Source organism: Candidatus Nitrotoga arctica (assembly GCF_918378365.1).
Taxonomy (GTDB): domain Bacteria; phylum Pseudomonadota; class Gammaproteobacteria; order Burkholderiales; family Gallionellaceae; genus Nitrotoga; species Nitrotoga arctica.
In genome coordinates this window covers 723,535-740,435 of sequence record NZ_OU912926.1, presented here as the reverse complement: position 1 = coordinate 740,435, position 16,901 = coordinate 723,535, and the positions used below count along the sequence as shown (strand labels likewise).

Sequence of the window (16,901 nt, the reverse complement as noted above, 5' to 3'; positions counted from 1 at the left end):
GCCCAAGCTGCGCGCGAACTGACAGACGCGAACTGACAAATAAGACTGCCAATGTTGGTACGTTAAGATGTCTCGGGGTGCGGGGTTCTGCTAGAATGCCGCCGAAATAAATTTTTTAATATCCTTCAGGAGAGTTTTACTATGTCCCGCAAGCACCCCGTGATTGCTGTGACCGGTTCATCGGGCGCCGGCACTACTACCGCCAAGCGCGCTTTTGAAAATATTTTCCGCCGTGAGCACATAAATGCCGCCGTGATTGAGGGTGACAGCCTGCACAGCCTGGATCGCCTGGAATTTCGGGCAGCCGTGGCTGAAGCTAGCAAAACAGGCAATCATTCGTTCAGCCACTTTGGACCCGAAGCCAACCATTTCGACAAAATCGAAGAGACCTTCAAGTCATATGGGAAAACCGGTTCTTGTAAACGCCGTTATTACATTCATAGCGATGCTGAAGCGAAGGAGCTGAATGCGCGCTTAAACACCAGCTTGAACCCTGGTCAATTTACGCCGTGGGAAGATATTGCCGCCGGTTCCGATCTGCTGTTTTACGAAGGTTTGCACGGCATGGTGAAGACAGATACCGTGGATGCAGCCAAGCATGTTGATTTGAGCATCGGCGTGGTTCCCATCGTCAATCTGGAGTGGATACAGAAAATCCATCGTGATCAAGCTGAACGTGGCTATTCCGCTGAAGCGACGGTAGATACCATCCTGCGCCGCATGCCGGACTATATTAACTTCATCACGCCACAATTTTCACGTACTGATATTAACTTTCAGCGCGTGTCTACGGTTGACACTTCCAACCCTTTCATTGCACGTGATATCCCGACACCGGACGAAAGTTTTGTAGTGATTCGTTTCCGCGATCCCACGGACGTGGATTTTCCATATCTTATTGACATGATTCAATGTTCATTCATGTCGCGCTCGAATACCATTGTGGTACCCGGCGGCAAAATGAGCTTTGCGATGGAAGTGATTCTGGCTCCAATCATGCATGAGATGCTGCAGAACAGAAATAAATAACTTTTTATAATTTGATGTTGGCGGGGAATCAGGCATAGTTTCTGGTTCCCCGTTTTGTTTACGGATATCCCGAATGGATTTTCTTTCTGGCCTTAATCCAGAACAGCGCGCTGCCGTTACCCTACCGGAACAATCGGCGCTAATCCTGGCCGGTGCGGGCAGCGGCAAAACACGCGTGCTCACCACACGTATTGCCTGGCTGATCAGCACCGGGCAAGTCAGCCCGCATGGCATTCTAGCTGTCACCTTCACCAACAAGGCGGCAAAGGAGATGCTCTTGCGCTTGTCCGCCATGCTGCCGATCAACATACGCGGGCTATGGATGGGGACTTTTCATGGGCTGTGTAACCGCATGTTGCGCGCTCATCACCGCGAAGCCATGTTGCCGCAGACTTTCCAGATTCTGGATAGCGCCGACCAGCTTGCTTCCATCAAGCGGTTAATGAAAGTGCTCAATGTGGATGACGAAAAATATCCACCGCGCGAGGTTCAGAACTTTATCAGCGGCAATAAAGAACAGGGCCTGCGCGCGCACGAGGTGGAAGCCTTTGATCCCTACACCCGCCGTAAGGTGGAAATTTTTGCTGCTTATGATGAGCAGTGCCAGCGTGAAGGCGTAGTGGATTTTTCTGAGTTGCTATTGCGTTGCTATGAATTGCTGGCCCGCAATCAACCATTACGGGAGCATTATCAGGCTCGCTTCCGCCACATTTTGGTGGATGAATTTCAGGACACCAACCGCTTGCAATATCAATGGCTCAAATTATTGGCTGGGCAACACAATGCCTTGTTTGCGGTGGGCGACGACGACCAATCTATTTATGCGTTTCGGGGGGCGAATGTCGGCAATATGCAGGAACTGACGCGCGATTTTCATGTGCAGAGTGTGATCAAACTGGAGCAGAACTATCGCTCGCACGGCAACATCCTTGATGCCGCCAATGCACTAATCAAGAATAATCGCAGCCGTCTTGGCAAGAATTTATGGACCTCGGAAAACAAAGGTGAGCCATTACGCGTGTACGAGGCACCCACCGATGAGGAAGAAGCCAAATTCATCGTTGACGAGGCGCGCCAGCTTAACCGCGAAGGCATTCATCTGGCCGAGATGGCCGTTTTATACCGTTCCAATGCTCAGTCGCGCGTCATCGAACACGCATTGGTGTCAGCGGGGGTAGCCTATCGCGTGTATGGCGGACTGAGGTTTTTCGAAAGACAGGAAATCAAGCATGCGCTGGCTTATCTACGCCTGATACAAAACCCGGGTGATGATAACGCGCTGCTGCGCATTATAAATTTTCCCACGCGCGGCATTGGCACGCGCACTATCGAACAATTGCAGGAAGCGGCGCGCGCGCAAAATGTCAACCTGTGGCAAGTGGCAAAACAGACGGGTGGCAAGGTGGCGACGTTTGTAACTTTAATCGAAATGATGGCCAGTGCCACGCGTGAACTGCCGTTGCCGGAAGTCATCGATCATATAATTCTGCACAGCGGGTTGCTTGTTCATTATCAAAATGAAACAGGTGTCAAACAACGCGAGGCTCAGGAACGGCTGGAAAACCTCAATGAACTGATCAATGCCGCGACCCTGTTTGTACATGAGAATGAGGACGACAGTCTTACTTCCTTCCTCACTCATGCCGCGCTTGAATCAGGTGAAAGTCAGGCGGAAGCTAACGCGGATGCGCTACACCTGATGACAGTACACTCATCCAAAGGTTTGGAATTTCATACTGTGTTCATGAGCGGGCTGGAAGAGGGCTTATTCCCGCACCACAACAGCCGCATGGCGGATGCTGGTGTGGATGAAGAACGCCGCCTGATGTATGTGGCTATCACGCGCGCGCGGCGCAGGCTCTATCTCACCTTTGCACAGAGCCGCATGTTGCATGGGCAGGTAAATTACAACTTGATGTCCAGTTTTTTGCGCGAGCTGCCGGAAGAGTTGTTGCACTGGATCACGCCACGTATAACGACACGCAATAACTTTAGCTCTTCTGGTTATTCAAGCTCTCTCACCCCCACCTCCCCTATGAACATGAAAGGGCTTGGGGGGAAAAAGAGTATTGGCGCACAAAATTCTCCGTGGCATATTAGCCAGGCAGTGCATCACGCCAAATTTGGCGAAGGGGTCATAGTCAACATTGAAGGTGGTGATTCAGATATGCGCGTACAAGTGAATTTTCGCACAGCCGGTACCAAGTGGCTGGCGCTGGAATACGCGAAGCTCACTCCACTTTAATAACGGCCAGATATGTCCACATCTCCGGCTTGGTTAATATACGGGTTGGACGTCATATTCTCTAACCATGCAGAATGGCCAGATGCACAAGGGGTGCAGTCATTCAATACACCGCATCGTGGTCGCCCACGTTCACAGGAATAATCTGCTCATCCTGAATCAGCAAATCCAGCGTAATGCGATAAGAAAGATTGATGGAAACTGAATGCAATGATTGCAGTTTTCCACTCAAGGAATGTAAGCGCAATGAAGGGTGGTAGGGATTCAACTCAAGTAGTTGCAGGGTTTTAAGATACTGCTTTTCCAGATCGGGATGCCGCTTGAGAAAACGCACCGCACGCCTTGTATATTGCTCGGTAAAAACCAAGCGATAGCTCATGCGGCGGATTTCGCCCGTGCCAAATGCTCTTCTGGCGACTCCTGCACAAATCGTCCTGCCGCCAGATCGGCACGGGCTTCAGCCAGCGCCACCTCCAACTCGCACTCGCGCAAATAATGATATTGCGCAATATCCATCACCACGAAACGCTCCTTGCCACGCACCGAAACAATCGCCTCGGAATGCTCGGCCAGCACAGACTCGATAGCAGCTACCCCTTTTGTTTTTAGATCATTGGCCGTCAGATGCGACATAGCTTATCTCCTTAGGAAGTTGTTTTTCAATGCGACAAATAGTGCGCTATATCGTACGATTAATCAAACTGAGCACGTTGCTGTCTTCTTTAAACAACAGGTAGACTTCAAGCGATGGCTGCGGCCTGAATCGGCGCTGCTGCATAGCGTACACCTCGACAAATAAAATATCGTGCCGACCCCATTGGATATGCCAAAAAAGGTAATGTCCCCCCTTTATCTTCTACGAACTTTAAGGAGCTTCCAGCCCCAATACGCTCACCACTTCGCTCCCATCAGACGTTTGATAACAGCGAAGAGTTTCATCGTCGTCTTTGTCTTGGCCATAAGCGTGAGGTTCAACAAGACGCAAGTAGCCGTGATAGCGAAACTCAATAACTTTGGCTTGTTGTATAACCTACAATTATGTGACGTTCATAACTTAGTTTGCTTAGGCGGGTTGTTCATCTTTCGGAGGCTGAATGTCTCCAGCGAGGCGTCCCTCATATTGATGACCACAAGAGGTGCACACTCGAGTGCGATAGTCCCTTGATGCGCGCACTAGCTACCTTTGTCTATGGTCGTTTTCCCAGCAACGTAAGCAGTAAGGTACTCCGGTAGGTTTGCCATTTTCATCGGCTGTGTAATATGCGTCGTATTGCCGTACAAGGGAATCTTTCTTGTGAAAGGCATCCTCAAGTTCGGCAATTTTTTTGTCTTTTCCTGCCAATGTCTCTTGAACTTCGATTAGTTCAATTTTTGCGTCGGCGAGTGAACTTAGAAGGTCAGCAAGCTTAAGTTTCAGTTCTGCTCGCTCAAGCGACAAATCGCTTCCGCGCAAGAACTTAACGATATCCGTTGCAATTTTGATGCTACTCAGTGCCGAGCCAATTGTTGCAAGATCAGGCATTGCGGTACTCCTGTTGTAGGCTCTAACGTAAACTAGACATCCTGGGACGCTACCCTTTTATTTCCATCTTCAGCACACACAAATGGCAGCGTCCCCTTCATGCATCCATAATGTTACAACATCGAAAAACTAAATCCACTACAGATTCGAGGTGAGAAATTCAACCTTTAATTACCCGCTCCACTGCCATAATCCGTGCCTCACGCACTTTGTCAGCAATAGCATTCTTATCCTCACATTGCTGCGCAATCTCCCCTGCATTCACCGTCTGCGTCGCCCGTAACATTCGCAGCAGGTAATCCGCCTGCGGATAAGCATCCTGTTCATGCCCGGTCCGCCCCCGCGCATCCGAAGCACATGCCTGCAACAGGTGCGCGAAGCGCTCTGGCCTGCGCCACGCATCGCAACTCTGCAATATGGCGACAATGGTATCGGGGCGCAGCTCGGGAGCACGATGCACATTACCGTGATAGCGTGCCACCAGTAGGCTGAGGTCGCGGCATTCGTTTGTTACGCGCAGACGCACACACAAGGTACGCAACAAATCGACACTGCGTATCTCGTGGCCGATGTGGCGCGGTAAAATTTCCGCTGGCGTATTCCCCTTGCCGAGGTCGTGCGTGAGCGCAGAAAAACGTACTTCCAACGGGTAGTCATGTTGTGCTGCATCGTCCAGCACCAGCATGGTGTGTATGCCGCAATCGATTTCCGGGTGATATTTAGGCGGCTGTGGCACGCCGAACAGCGCGTCTACTTCCGGCAGGATTTTCTCGAGCGCACCGCAATCACGTAGCGTGAAAAAAAAACGTGACGGCACTTTTTCCATCAGGCCACGCGCCAGTTCTTGCCACACCCTTTCCGGCACCAGCGCATCCACTTCACCATTTGCCACCATTGCGCGCATCAACGACAACGTCTCCGGCGCTATGTTGAAACCAAAACGCGCCACAAAACGCGCTGCGCGCAGAATCCGCACCGGGTCTTCACTGAACGCCGAACTAACATGGCGTAAAATCCCGGCTCGCAAGTCGGCGATGCCGTTATAGGGATCAACTAAATTGCCGTCTTGATCGCGTGCAATGGCGTTAATGGTAAAGTCTCGGCGCAGCAAGTCTTGCTCCAACGTCACGTCCGGCGCGGCATGAATGGCGAAACCCCTATAGCCGGGGGCAGTTTTACGCTCGGTACGGGCCAGCGCATATTCCTCATGTCTGTCAGGATGCAGAAAAACCGGAAAATCCTTGCCCACCGGCTTATAGCCGCGCGTCACCATGTCTTCCGGTGTACTACCCACCACCACCCAATCATGGTCATTCACTGGCAGACCGAGCAGTTCGTCGCGCACAGCGCCGCCAACACTGTATATTTTCAGGCCGTTATCTTTCATCAGAGATAGCCTGCTGGTTAACTACATTCTTTGCCGTAATCACACCCAAACGTTGTTTGAGGGAACGCGGCGGCTGGCCGAAAAGCTGGGAGTAATACATGGTATTGCTCATAACTTTCTTTACATAAGTGCGCGTTTCATCAAAGGGAATATTTTCGGCGTAAACGGCTCCTTCCAATGTGCTTTCCCCCCGCCATTTGCGGGCGCGTGAAGGGCCGGCGTTATAGGCGGCAGAGGCCAGCACTGGATTGTTGTCGAGTGACGACAGCACCGATTTCATGTAATACGTACCAAGCTTGAAATGAGTATCAAGTTGATTCACAAGTGCCTGACGATAACTTTTCATCCCTATTTTTTGCGCTATCCAACGCGCCGTGGCAGGCATGATCTGCATAAGCCCTGTCGCGCCTACTGGCGATTTAGCTTGATAGACGAAACGACTCTCCTGCCGTATTAAGCCATACACCCAGGCTTCTTCCAGTTCATTCTTGCGAATGTAGCCCTGTAATACCTCTCGGTAAGGTGCGAGATAGCGCAGGGTGAAGTCATGTATCTGCACGGTACGATCAGCGGTGTTGATGGCATGGTCATACATCCCGTTACGGCGCGCAATTTCAGCTGCCACCAACAGCTGTTGGTCGTCAAGCTTGCGTGCCGCCCATGCCCATTCTCTAGCCGCGTCAGTGCGCAAATCCATACGGTATAACGCCAGTGTACGTTGGACGGCGAGCTGTGCCAGCATTGCATTTATTGTCGCTTTGCTTGGCTGATAACTGGCAGGCATCGTTGCGGCAGGAGCTACTCCGATCTCCTCAGCAGCAAGTTGACCGTAAAAGTTATGTTCGCTGCTCAATTCGGCAAACAGCACATTCGCTTCCGGCAGACTTCCCCATGCTTTCAGAGCACGCGCCTTCCAATAACGCCACACACCCTCGCGCTGTTGTTGCGGCGTCATGGCATTAATGCTCGTCCAAACTTCATGCCAGTTCTGCGTAAGCAACGCGGTTCGGGCACGCCATGCCAGCTGCGGCCCGGTCAGGGGAGCCTCACCAGCTGCCTTGTACCATTCCAACGCGCGCGTATCTCGCTTGCGTGCCGCTTCGTAACCTAACCACCCATAAAAATAATACTGCTCATCCGCAGTAAAATATGCCGCTTTTTTTTCCCATTGTGAATAAGCTAATTGCGGCGATTGCTTGGCCAGCCGTAGCAAGGCAAACATCGCCACCGTGCGTTGTGCTTCGGAGGCATTATCCAGCTTGACCGTGGCAAGATAACGCACCTGATCAGTGGCGGCACTATCCAGTTCGGATGAAGAAAGGACGCGCTTGGCAGGCAACCTCTCCGAGAGCTGTTTAGCCAGCGTCACATTACCGGCCTCCAGTGCCAAGCGCAAACGTAGCCATACATCCGTTGCATTGATGATACCGCTGGCAATTGCCGCATCAAACAATGGAGCGCAGCTTTCCGGCATTTCCGCGCTGTTAGTTAACCATAGGTTGCGTGCCTCATGCAGCACTTGTTCTTCTTGCAGACGTTGACGCGATCGCAGGGCATAACAGGTCAGATCGACCTCCCCGCTCACCAGGCGTGGATATTGCGCCGCAAATTCTTCCCATTGCTGCCTTTTCCCAAGCAGTCTCAACCATTCCGCACGCATGTGGTTAATCACCGGGGTATCATCAGGACGCGCCAGAAATGCCTGAATATCGGCGGCGCTCGCAGTCTCTAGTCGCATACGCAACTGGTAATAAGCTAGATAGGGTTCTAGCGGGGAGTGCTTTAATCGCACGACCATGCGATCAAGCTTCACTAAATCACCCATCCGAAATGCGTCACGCGCGGCGAGAAAATCCGCATCCTGATTTGCGACCGCCAAAACAGGAATAAAAAGTAATGCAAATACAAAAGTGTTTTGAAAACGCATGGATGATGATGCCCTTATAAAATTCCGTTTAGCCGTCATATTCTCGACTGATTTTGAAATTTTCCCTTGCAGGCGATTTCCCCATTTATATTGCAGCGAGTGCACTCTCCTACTATCGGTGGCCAATGCCCAAAACTTGAATTTGGCGAGGCTTTTTGTCAGCATTGATTCCGGATTAAATAACTCTTCAAACCTACACAGGCTCAATATTTTAGCAGATGCGGATAGCCACGCATCGCCCCTTTCCGTTAAAGCAATTTTAGTGAAGCTGTAAATGTCTTCAAGCAATATTTTTCAAGCACAAGGTACGAAGGGAAATATTTCTGTGCATGAATAGCCTGAGATACTATTTTTTGAAAAAGGTTTACAAGTTTTTTGCCAAAAGATATTTAATGATCAAGACGTCTCATATTGCCTTTATTATTGTTGTAAATGCAAAGCTAAGTATCCTCATATAGGCGTGGAGAGAGAATGCAAAAACCTGTAAAATCCTGAAATTCAAAAATTCTATTAATTAAGGCAAGGAAAACACATGAGCAAAAACTTGGTGCAATTCATTATCGAAGAACAGAGGCAATTACCGGGTGCAAATGGTGATTTCACTGGATTACTCAGCGACATCATTATGGCATGCAAACAAATTGCCCATAGTGTAAACAAAGGCGCATTGATTGGCGTGCTGGGAAGTGCAGGTAGCGAAAATATCCAAGGTGAAACGCAAAAAAAGCTGGATGTCATAACCAATGACATTTTCATCGAAGCAAACCAATGGAGCGGCCATCTTGCCGCTATGGCATCTGAAGAAATGGATGACATCTACCCCATTCCTGCGCAATATCCAAAAGGTAAGTTCTTGCTGACATTTGACCCGCTGGATGGCTCCTCTAACATTGATGTAAATATTTCCGTTGGCACGATTTTTTCAATTCTTCGTTGTCCCGAAGGAGTAACAAACCCGTCCGCAGAAGATTTTTTGCAACCGGGTACCCAGCAGATCTGCGCTGGTTATGCACTATATGGCCCCTCCACAATGTTAGTGCTCACTACTGGACATGGCGTAAATGGCTTCACGCTGAACAATGACATTGGGGAATTCATGCTGACTCATCCGAACATGACCATTCCGGCCGATACCCAGGAGTTCGCCATCAACATGTCCAACCAGCGTTTCTGGGAAGCTCCGGTGCAACGTTATGTGGATGAATGCGTAAAGGGTAAAACCCCAGGGGGAAGAGAAAAGAACTTCAATATGCGCTGGGTAGCTTCGATGGTTGCGGAAGTGCATCGCATTCTGATTCGCGGCGGTATCTTTATGTATCCATTCGACAACAAGGAAGTGGGTAAGGCGGGCAAGTTGCGGTTACTATATGAATCTAATCCAATGTCTTTCATCGTGGAACAAGCAGGAGGGGTGTGCTCCACGGGTCGCGAACGTATTATGGAACTCAAGCCGACGGGCTTGCACCAACGTGTACCGGTGATTCTTGGTTCGAAGAATGAAGTAGAGCGCGTGGTGGGTTATCACAAAGGAGCGTGACACAATTGAGTGAATGCCGCCGTTGACTTACGATCAAAACCAAGCGGGCTGCCTCGCCCGCTTGGTTTTTAAGCAGTTTTGTTTAATTAACAGGACAGTTCGGGTTGAGATAGTCAGCACCTTCGCATTTCGAAAACACTACACTAGTATCTAAACTCATAAATAACGAAACATATATTATACTGTCGCATACCCACCCCATGATGAGGAGCCTGCCATGCGACAGACTGAACTGTATCTTACCGACGAGGATCGTGAGTTGATCGAGACATATCGTACAAAGGGTTTGCACCATGCCCGAGAAGTCAATCGGGCACATATTTTATCTGCCCTTGATCGCGGGATCCCCGAAGCCCAGATCATGGCAGTTCTCGGCGTTGGACGAACCGCCATCTGGCGGACACGAAGCGCATATCTGGAGGATGGTGCCGAATATGCACTGTGCGATGTCGCGCGTCCCGGCAAGCCTCGGCAGTTTGCTACCGACGTCGAGGCGAAGATTACCGCTCTGGCCTGCTCGGAGCCGCCGGAAGGTGCCAGGCGCTGGACGCTCGAGTTGCTGGAACAGGCAGCGCAGAGGCAGGCGGATATTGGTCCGATCAGCCGCGAGACTATTCGCCGGCTGCTAAAAAAAACTGTCTCAAGCCATGGTGCAAGGTGATGTGGTGCATTGGCGCTTTGACCGAAGAATACCGGCAGCGAATGTATGACCTGCTCGATCTTTATGCCCGTCCGTTCCGGGCGGAAGAACCCGTGGTCTGTTTGGACGAGAAGAGCAAGCAGCTGCTCAAGGATACGCGGCCCCCTTTGCCAACCCAGCCCAACTCGTCCGCGAAGCAGGATTACGAGTATGTCCGCGCCGGTACTTGCAACCTGTTCGTGGCGGTCGAGCCAAAAGGAGGTCGGCGGACGGTCGTGATCACAAGCAGGTTTATGTCACGGCGCAGCGTATCCATCTGGTGATGGACAATCTCAACACCCACTTTCGCAAGTGCTTCGAGGAAGTGCTCGGTGCCAAGGAAGCAAAGGCACTGCTGCGACGTGTAGTCTTTCACTACACGCCGAAACATGCCAGTTGGCTCAACATGGCTGAAATCGAAATCGGTATTCTTGACCGCCAGTGCCTTGATCGACGCCTGCCAGACCGTGTTACGCTCACCGCCGAAGTGAATGCTTGGCAGTTGCGCCGTAACATGGAGCAACGTGGCATTGAGTGGACGTTCACTCGGCAGGATGCAGATACAAAAATGGCTAGACATTATGTTTTGTAATTAATGGGTTGTTATACTAGTTAATCTTAATCGTCCCTGATAACCTCTATTTTAGATGTGCCCTAAGTTAACTGAAGAATTATTCAATCAAAATACTCTGCCTAACCGCGAATAAAATACAAAACACTAAACCCGAATAAAATTAACGCAACTAATATAACCAGTTGGTTTATTTGTTTTTGTTGAGCCACTAATTCGCGCAATACGTTTGCAATTTGCACTCCAGGTTTTTCATTCAAAGTTTGGTACAACAAACGTGGTAGTTGCGGTAATAGAATGGCATAGTGTGGCGCCTCTATTTTTAGAGCATTAAGAAAACCGCGCCAGCCAATTTGCTCGCTCATCCAACGTTCCAGCCAGGGCTTGGCAGTCTTCCACAGGTCCAATTCAGGATCGAGTTGCAAGCCCAGTCCCTCGATATTAAGCAAGGTTTTTTGCAACAGTACGAGCTGTGGCTGGACTTCAATGCCGAATTGGCGCGAGGTCTGGAACAGGCGCAGCAAGACCCGTCCGAAAGAAACTTCACGCAAGGGCCGGTCAAAGATTGGCTCGCACACAGCTCGGATGGCAGCCTCCAGCTCATCCACCCGGGTAGCCGCAGGCGCCCAGCCGGATTCTATGTGCACTTCCGCCACGCGTTTATAGTCGCGCCGAAAGAAAGCAATGAAGTTCTGTGCGAGATAATGTTTGTCGGAATCGGTGAGGGTGCCCATGATGCCGAAATCCAGTGCAATGTAGCGGCCATCTGCGTCCACCTGCACATTACCCGGGTGCATGTCAGCATGGAAAAAGCCATCGCGAAAAACTTGGGTGTAGAAAATTTCCACGCCATTGGCTGCCAGCGTAGGGAGGTCAATACCGGCCGCACGCAGCGCATCCACATGATTGACGGGAAGGCCTTTCATTCGTTCCATCACCATCACTTCATCTGTACACCAATCCCAATAAATTTCCGGAACTAGCAACAATTTGGAATTGGCAAAGTTGCGTTTCAATTGGCTGGCGCTGGAGGCTTCCCGCATCAGGTCAAGTTCGTTGTGCAGATGCTTCTCGAATTCCTCTACCACTTTGCGCGGCTTAAGCCGCCTGCCGTCTTCCCACCAGCGTTCAATTAAACTCGCGCAGATATCAAGCAATGCGATGTCGTGCGCGATAACACGTGCAATGCCCGGACGCAGGATTTTTATTGCGACTTCGCGTCCATTCGGCAGCACGGCGAAATGTACTTGAGCCACCGAGGCACTGGCAATGGGGATTTCCTCAAAACTGCGGAATACTTCATTAAGTTTTTTATTGTAGGTGGCCTCCAATAAAGCCACAGCTTGTGCAGAAGGAAAGGGCGGCACCTGGTCTTGCAATTTTGCGAGCCCATCGGCGATATCGACAGGAATCAGGTCGCGGCGGGTAGACAGCATTTGCCCGAATTTTACGAAGATCGGACCCAAGTTCTCCAATGCATGTCGCAATCTCACTGCACGCGGTGCAGAGGTATCCCGTGCGAATAGCAGCAAGTTGATCGGTACCAGCAGCCAGCGCGTGCGTGAATGCGCAAGAAGAAATTCGTCCAAGCCGAAGCGCAGTACGACAAAAATTATTTTTAGCAGGCGTAACAGGCGCATGAAAATTTTACGAAGATTTGATTATTCTGCGGTCCAAGCGAGATGTTGGCCGAATGTTAGAAATTATACTCACTGCTTGATTTTTTCACTCGTCCAAAAACTGCCCTAGCGCAGCCTCTGAACATCTGGAAAGAAAATCAGATTTGTAAATTTCAAAGAACAGCTAAATGCATTGCAGCATAGTATCAAAGACTAGCAAGAATTTTCAGGATTAGATAATCGGTTGATGCGTTGCTCCAGCCGCGCTACGTCGTCGCGCAGCTTGTCGGTCTGTTGCACAAAATCCGCAACATGAGTGGATTTGGTAAGCAGCGGGTATTCTTCTGTCCAGTATTCTGCCAGTGCTTGCGACAAGTTGAATGCAGTATCGTGTATATATTGCTGGCCAGTCTTGGCAAATTGCACGATACGTTCGGCAGCAATATCACCAGTCACCCGGCTTAAGTCTTCTGCTGCATCCCAGTGCAAATGACGACTAAGATAAAAAATTTCGGTGAGGAGCGCGGTATCGCCACAACTTTCAATTTGTGCGAAAGCCGTTTCATCATGCACTGCCAGACGCGGTAACAATGAAGGTGGAATAGTGCAGCTTGCATCAGCGCTTACATCGGCGGCTGAGGCGCGTAGCGTGCCATCATTTTGAATATTATATGAAAAAACAAACGGCGCGATGGTAAAGCGCGCCGTCTTGCCTGCATGAACTACCAACCGCTGCAATGCCCAACCACTTTGAGTGAGCAAGTGGTTAAGGGCAGCAGCGGTCGGCTGAAACAACATATTTAAGCTACTTGCTGGATCCCGGATAGCAACCAGACTGCCTTTTCATCGCGCAGGTTCTTCTGCACATGCCAAATTTCATCGAAATTCTCGGGCACGCCATTATTTTCGCTCAATTGGCCGCTCATACGCACACTAGCAATGGCATAGTCACCTTCATTGACCACCTCAACAATCTGAGTGTTAATTGTCTGTACATCTGTTTTTTGCGGTGCATCGCCGCGTTCCTGTAACTGCAAGGAAATTTCGGCGAACATTTCGGGCGTAGTGTATTCACGAATGTCATTTAGATCCTTGCGGTCATTTGCGGCCTGCAGGCGGATAAATGAAGTCTTAGCGCTACGCAGGAAAGCTTCAGCCGGGAAATCTGCCGGAATATTACTGCTGCTGTTGACTTGAGGAGCAGGGTTAGCAGCGCTACCGCCTACAAATGGCTGCTGCCTCGATTCTGGCTGGTAGGATGATGTGCCGCTACCTGCATATTGCATGGCAGGCTGCTGCCCCCGAGATTTACGAAACCGGGAAACCAGGAACATCACCAAACCTGCGGCCAGAAGCGCCATCAGAATACCACCCATTGCGCCACCTAACCCGCCCAGACCCCCGGCGAACATTGCGCCCAAACCAGCACCTATTGCCAAACCAGCCAAGGGACCAAGCCATTTATTACCTGCCGCAGGCGCTGCCGGAGCAGGGGCGGCAGCGGGTGCCTTGGACGCTTGCTGCGGACTCATGGTGCGTTGCTGACCAATGCTGCCACCCCCGCCCATGCGCTTAGCTTCGGCGGTTACAGTTAGCATGGAGAAACTAGCTAGGGCAAAAGTTAACAACAATAGAAAACGTTTCATGGGCTACCTCATTTAATAGTTAACAACAAAAAAAGCGAATAAAGTATAACACTACAACCTTAGTGTACTGAAAAATGTAAAGGTTCCTTTTTCGAACCAGCTTGGCACTGTCCTTAAAAATATTTTGATATTAAATCCGAACTTCAACTTTCTCAGCTTGCCTTGGGCAAGTTGAATAAAGTATGTGGAGTACGCTGCAAAAGTTTGTGAAACATCCTGATTAAATTTTATAACCCCTGTGTAAGGCCACAATTCCAGCATTAAGGTTGAAATATTCAACACGAGAGAGCCCAGCTTCTTCCATCATGCGCTTAAGCTCCTCCTGTGAAGGGTGCATACGGATAGATTCCGCCAGGTAGCGATAACTGTCGGCATCTTTGGCGATCAGTTCGCCCAACTTTGGCAGCAATTTGAACGAGTAAGCATCATAGAGCGGCTCCAACGGCTTCCACACCTTGGAAAACTCCAGCACCAGCAAGCGGCCACCGGGCTTAAGCACACGCTGCATTTCACGTAGCGCAGCATCCTTGTGAGTCACATTGCGCAGGCCGAAAGCAATACTGACACAATTAAAATAATTAGACGGAAAGGGCAAGTTTTCCGCATCACACTGTACAACAGGTGTATTTACGCCATCATCAATCAAGCGGTCACGGCCGACGCGCAACATCGCTTTGTTAATGTCAGTGAGCAAAACTTGGCCACTGTTACCGACACGCTTGGCAAACTGACGGGAAAGGTCTCCAGATCCACCCGCCACATCCAGCACTCGCTCTCCCACTCGTACGCCACTGACCTGGATGGCGAAGCGCTTCCAGAGCCGATGCAGGCCAACTGACATAAGGTCGTTCATCACATCATATTTGGTGGCGACGGATGTGAATACCTTGGCTACGCGCTCTGTTTTTTCTATTTCCGGGATAGTCGCGAAACCGAAATGAGTTGTTTTGTTCATTTTACTTCCTCGGATTTATCGAGTATATCTACAGAATGATGTGGAACACGGCTCTCTCCCGCTTCTGCCAATTTCCTTAAATATTCGTGCCACAACGCATCCTGATATTTCCCGAGCTCATTCAAGTAATCCCAAGAATAAAGGCCGGTATTGTGGCCATCATCGAAAGTCAGTTTGATGGCGTAGCTACCTACGGGCTGCACGTCAATCACGTTCACATCTTGCTTGCCGACCTGCAGCACCTCCTGACTCGGCCCGTGCCCACGAACTGCGGCAGAAGGCGAATGCACACGCAGAAACTCATACGGCAAGCGGTAGCGTGAACCGTCATCGAAGGCTATTTCCAGCAGCTTCGATTGTTGATGCAGGGTAATTTCGGTGGGAGTGAGCATGGTCATTAAAATTGACACACGTATTTTGTTCGGCAGCGTAATAATAAAAAGCTGGTGCAGCAATAGAACATTGTGTTCCATGCCGCCTTAGCTATTCTTGCACAAAGCTTTTGCTCAGAAATTTTTTTCTGTTTGATACTTATAAACATAGCGAGCTAAGCAACCGGCCCTTAATCGAGGTATTCAAACACCTTAACTACGCGCTCCACGCCACGCGAGCTACTCGCGATATCGGCAGCGGCTTCAGCTTCCTTGTGATAGACCAAGCCCATCAGGAATACTGAGCTGTTTTCGGTAATTACTTTTACATGTTCAGGCTGAAATCCTCGGCTGTTATTGAGAAAGCGCAGCTTAATATTGCTAGTAATAAAGCCGTCATTACTACGCCAGGATAAATCAGTAAGGGAGGACACCTGTAGTTCGTTATTTACAGTTTTTACATTCGTCAAGCTTGAAACTATTTTTTCAACATCAGCTTTAACTGTTTCGTTAGGCACCTGGCCAGTAATGAGCACACGGCGATTGAAACTGGTGACATTCACATACACAGTATCTTTATATTGGACATTTATTTGATTGAGTGCCTTGTTCTCGATGTTTTGGTCTTCGAGAATAATGCCGGCAGTACGGCGATCGGACGACATTAACGCACCCGCGCCGACACCCGCAGCAATTATCGGAAGACACCCTTGCACCGCGCCTAGCACGATAGCCAATAATAGGTAATTTAAATAACGCATGTTCCCTCTCACTAATATGTCGTCGAAGTGCGGACGGTTTCTGCTGATCAAAGTCCACAGCGCCCAAAATCCGTTGCGATGAATGCGGATGTTACCCGAAATCAGGCGGTAAAAGCATTCTTGATCCATTCCGGTCGAGCGCTATCCAGCGTATCAAACAACACCGCATCAAAACGGCAAGGCGGGGTACGGCTCAATGTGGCCAGGTAATGCTGAGCAGTGTGTATCAGTCGAGCCTGCTTGGCCGCATTAATGCTGGCCGCAGCACCGCCGAAATCGCCACGGCTACGCAAACGTACCTCGGCAAATACCACTGTATCGCCATCTTGCAGAATAAGATCAATTTCGCCATAACGGCAGCTATAGTTTCGTTGCAACAACTTGAGGCCATGGCGTTGCAAAAATTGTTCCGCCAACCTTTCGGCCTGAACCCCACGTGTACTCAGCGACACTGATTTCTGCATCAGATGACAAATGTTGACAACGAGCGCATAAAAACGTTCCATTTCAGGCTTAATTGATGGGTTGGCCTGCAAACAAATCATCCTTGTCAGAAATCCAAAAAGAGACTGGCGAACCTGATGCATTTTTTGGCCTGATGCATTTTTTGGGAGTGGCACAGCCATCCACGCTCACGTATAGTACGGCGGCT

General features: G+C 50.0%; 17 protein-coding genes. 5 read left to right on the top strand and 12 right to left on the bottom strand.

The genetic code is table 11. The features are described 5' to 3' along the window. Window positions 1-141: 141 nt before the first annotated feature. Both MKZ32_RS03435 and MKZ32_RS03430 read left to right on the top strand, forming a co-directional pair. Window positions 142-1,029 (top strand): phosphoribulokinase, encoded by an 888-nt coding sequence (locus tag MKZ32_RS03435; protein ID WP_239795982.1) that lies wholly within the window; start codon window positions 142-144, stop codon window positions 1,027-1,029. Window positions 1,030-1,102: 73 nt separating this feature from the next. Further along, complete coding sequence (locus MKZ32_RS03430) at window positions 1,103-3,274, top strand: UvrD-helicase domain-containing protein (protein WP_239795981.1); 2,172 nt, start codon at window positions 1,103-1,105, stop codon at window positions 3,272-3,274. Between the two features lie 103 nt (window positions 3,275-3,377). Here MKZ32_RS03430 and MKZ32_RS03425 read toward each other — a convergent pair whose 3' ends face one another. The 5 genes from MKZ32_RS03425 to MKZ32_RS03405 form a co-directional block, all read right to left on the bottom strand. Further along, the gene (locus tag MKZ32_RS03425) at window positions 3,378-3,653 is read right to left on the bottom strand and encodes a type II toxin-antitoxin system RelE/ParE family toxin (RefSeq protein ID WP_239795980.1); all 276 of its coding nucleotides are present in this window, start codon (window positions 3,651-3,653) and stop codon (window positions 3,378-3,380) included. Then, entirely contained in the window at window positions 3,650-3,907 is a 258-nt protein-coding gene (locus tag MKZ32_RS03420) for a type II toxin-antitoxin system Phd/YefM family antitoxin (protein WP_239795979.1), read from the bottom strand. The genes MKZ32_RS03425 and MKZ32_RS03420 overlap by 4 nt, the downstream gene beginning before the upstream one ends. A gap of 544 nt (window positions 3,908-4,451) precedes the next feature. After that, complete coding sequence (locus tag MKZ32_RS03415) at window positions 4,452-4,796, bottom strand: hypothetical protein (protein WP_239795978.1); 345 nt, start codon at window positions 4,794-4,796, stop codon at window positions 4,452-4,454. 160 nt (window positions 4,797-4,956) lie between these two features. Next, window positions 4,957-6,168, bottom strand: coding sequence for a multifunctional CCA addition/repair protein (locus MKZ32_RS03410; RefSeq protein ID WP_239798086.1), 1,212 nt, complete (start codon window positions 6,166-6,168; stop codon window positions 4,957-4,959). A 4-nt stretch (window positions 6,169-6,172) separates the two neighbouring features. Further along, window positions 6,173-8,110 (bottom strand): transglycosylase SLT domain-containing protein, encoded by a 1,938-nt coding sequence (locus tag MKZ32_RS03405; RefSeq protein ID WP_239795977.1) that lies wholly within the window; start codon window positions 8,108-8,110, stop codon window positions 6,173-6,175. Between the two features lie 532 nt (window positions 8,111-8,642). Here MKZ32_RS03405 and MKZ32_RS03400 point away from each other — a divergent pair. The 3 genes from MKZ32_RS03400 to MKZ32_RS03390 all read left to right on the top strand — a co-directional run bounded on the left by MKZ32_RS03400 (window position 8,643) and on the right by MKZ32_RS03390 (window position 10,918). Next, entirely contained in the window at window positions 8,643-9,647 is a 1,005-nt protein-coding gene (locus tag MKZ32_RS03400; RefSeq protein ID WP_239795976.1) for a class 1 fructose-bisphosphatase, read from the top strand. A 217-nt stretch (window positions 9,648-9,864) separates the two neighbouring features. Then, window positions 9,865-10,308: a helix-turn-helix domain-containing protein gene (locus tag MKZ32_RS03395; RefSeq protein WP_239795975.1), complete on the top strand. Its 444-nt coding sequence runs from the start codon at window positions 9,865-9,867 to the stop codon at window positions 10,306-10,308. Between the two features lie 205 nt (window positions 10,309-10,513). Continuing rightward, complete coding sequence (locus MKZ32_RS03390) at window positions 10,514-10,918, top strand: transposase (RefSeq protein WP_239795974.1); 405 nt, start codon at window positions 10,514-10,516, stop codon at window positions 10,916-10,918. Between the two features lie 101 nt (window positions 10,919-11,019). On the opposite strand, the gene ubiB is transcribed toward MKZ32_RS03390, so the two are convergent. From ubiB to MKZ32_RS03355, 7 genes are all read right to left on the bottom strand, one after another. Further along, window positions 11,020-12,537 (bottom strand): ubiquinone biosynthesis regulatory protein kinase UbiB, encoded by a 1,518-nt coding sequence (ubiB, locus tag MKZ32_RS03385; protein WP_239795973.1) that lies wholly within the window; start codon window positions 12,535-12,537, stop codon window positions 11,020-11,022. A 192-nt stretch (window positions 12,538-12,729) separates the two neighbouring features. After that, on the bottom strand, window positions 12,730-13,314 hold the full coding sequence (locus tag MKZ32_RS03380; protein WP_239795972.1) for a ubiquinone biosynthesis accessory factor UbiJ: 585 nt from the start codon (window positions 13,312-13,314) through the stop codon (window positions 12,730-12,732). Window positions 13,315-13,316: 2 nt separating this feature from the next. Next, window positions 13,317-14,162, bottom strand: coding sequence for a Tim44 domain-containing protein (locus MKZ32_RS03375; protein ID WP_239795971.1), 846 nt, complete (start codon window positions 14,160-14,162; stop codon window positions 13,317-13,319). Window positions 14,163-14,382: 220 nt separating this feature from the next. Beyond that, the gene (ubiE, locus tag MKZ32_RS03370) at window positions 14,383-15,117 is read right to left on the bottom strand and encodes a bifunctional demethylmenaquinone methyltransferase/2-methoxy-6-polyprenyl-1,4-benzoquinol methylase UbiE (protein ID WP_239795970.1); all 735 of its coding nucleotides are present in this window, start codon (window positions 15,115-15,117) and stop codon (window positions 14,383-14,385) included. Further along, entirely contained in the window at window positions 15,114-15,515 is a 402-nt protein-coding gene (locus tag MKZ32_RS03365) for a gamma-butyrobetaine hydroxylase family protein (protein WP_239798085.1), read from the bottom strand. The genes ubiE and MKZ32_RS03365 overlap by 4 nt, the downstream gene beginning before the upstream one ends. 164 nt (window positions 15,516-15,679) lie before the next feature. Continuing rightward, window positions 15,680-16,378 carry a BON domain-containing protein gene (locus MKZ32_RS03360; RefSeq protein WP_239795969.1) on the bottom strand — a complete coding sequence of 233 codons (699 nt, stop codon included), beginning with the start codon at window positions 16,376-16,378 and terminating at the stop codon, window positions 15,680-15,682. Continuing rightward, window positions 16,351-16,794 (bottom strand): YraN family protein, encoded by a 444-nt coding sequence (locus MKZ32_RS03355; RefSeq protein ID WP_320412259.1) that lies wholly within the window; start codon window positions 16,792-16,794, stop codon window positions 16,351-16,353. The genes MKZ32_RS03360 and MKZ32_RS03355 overlap by 28 nt, the downstream gene beginning before the upstream one ends. Window positions 16,795-16,901: the final 107 nt, after the last annotated feature.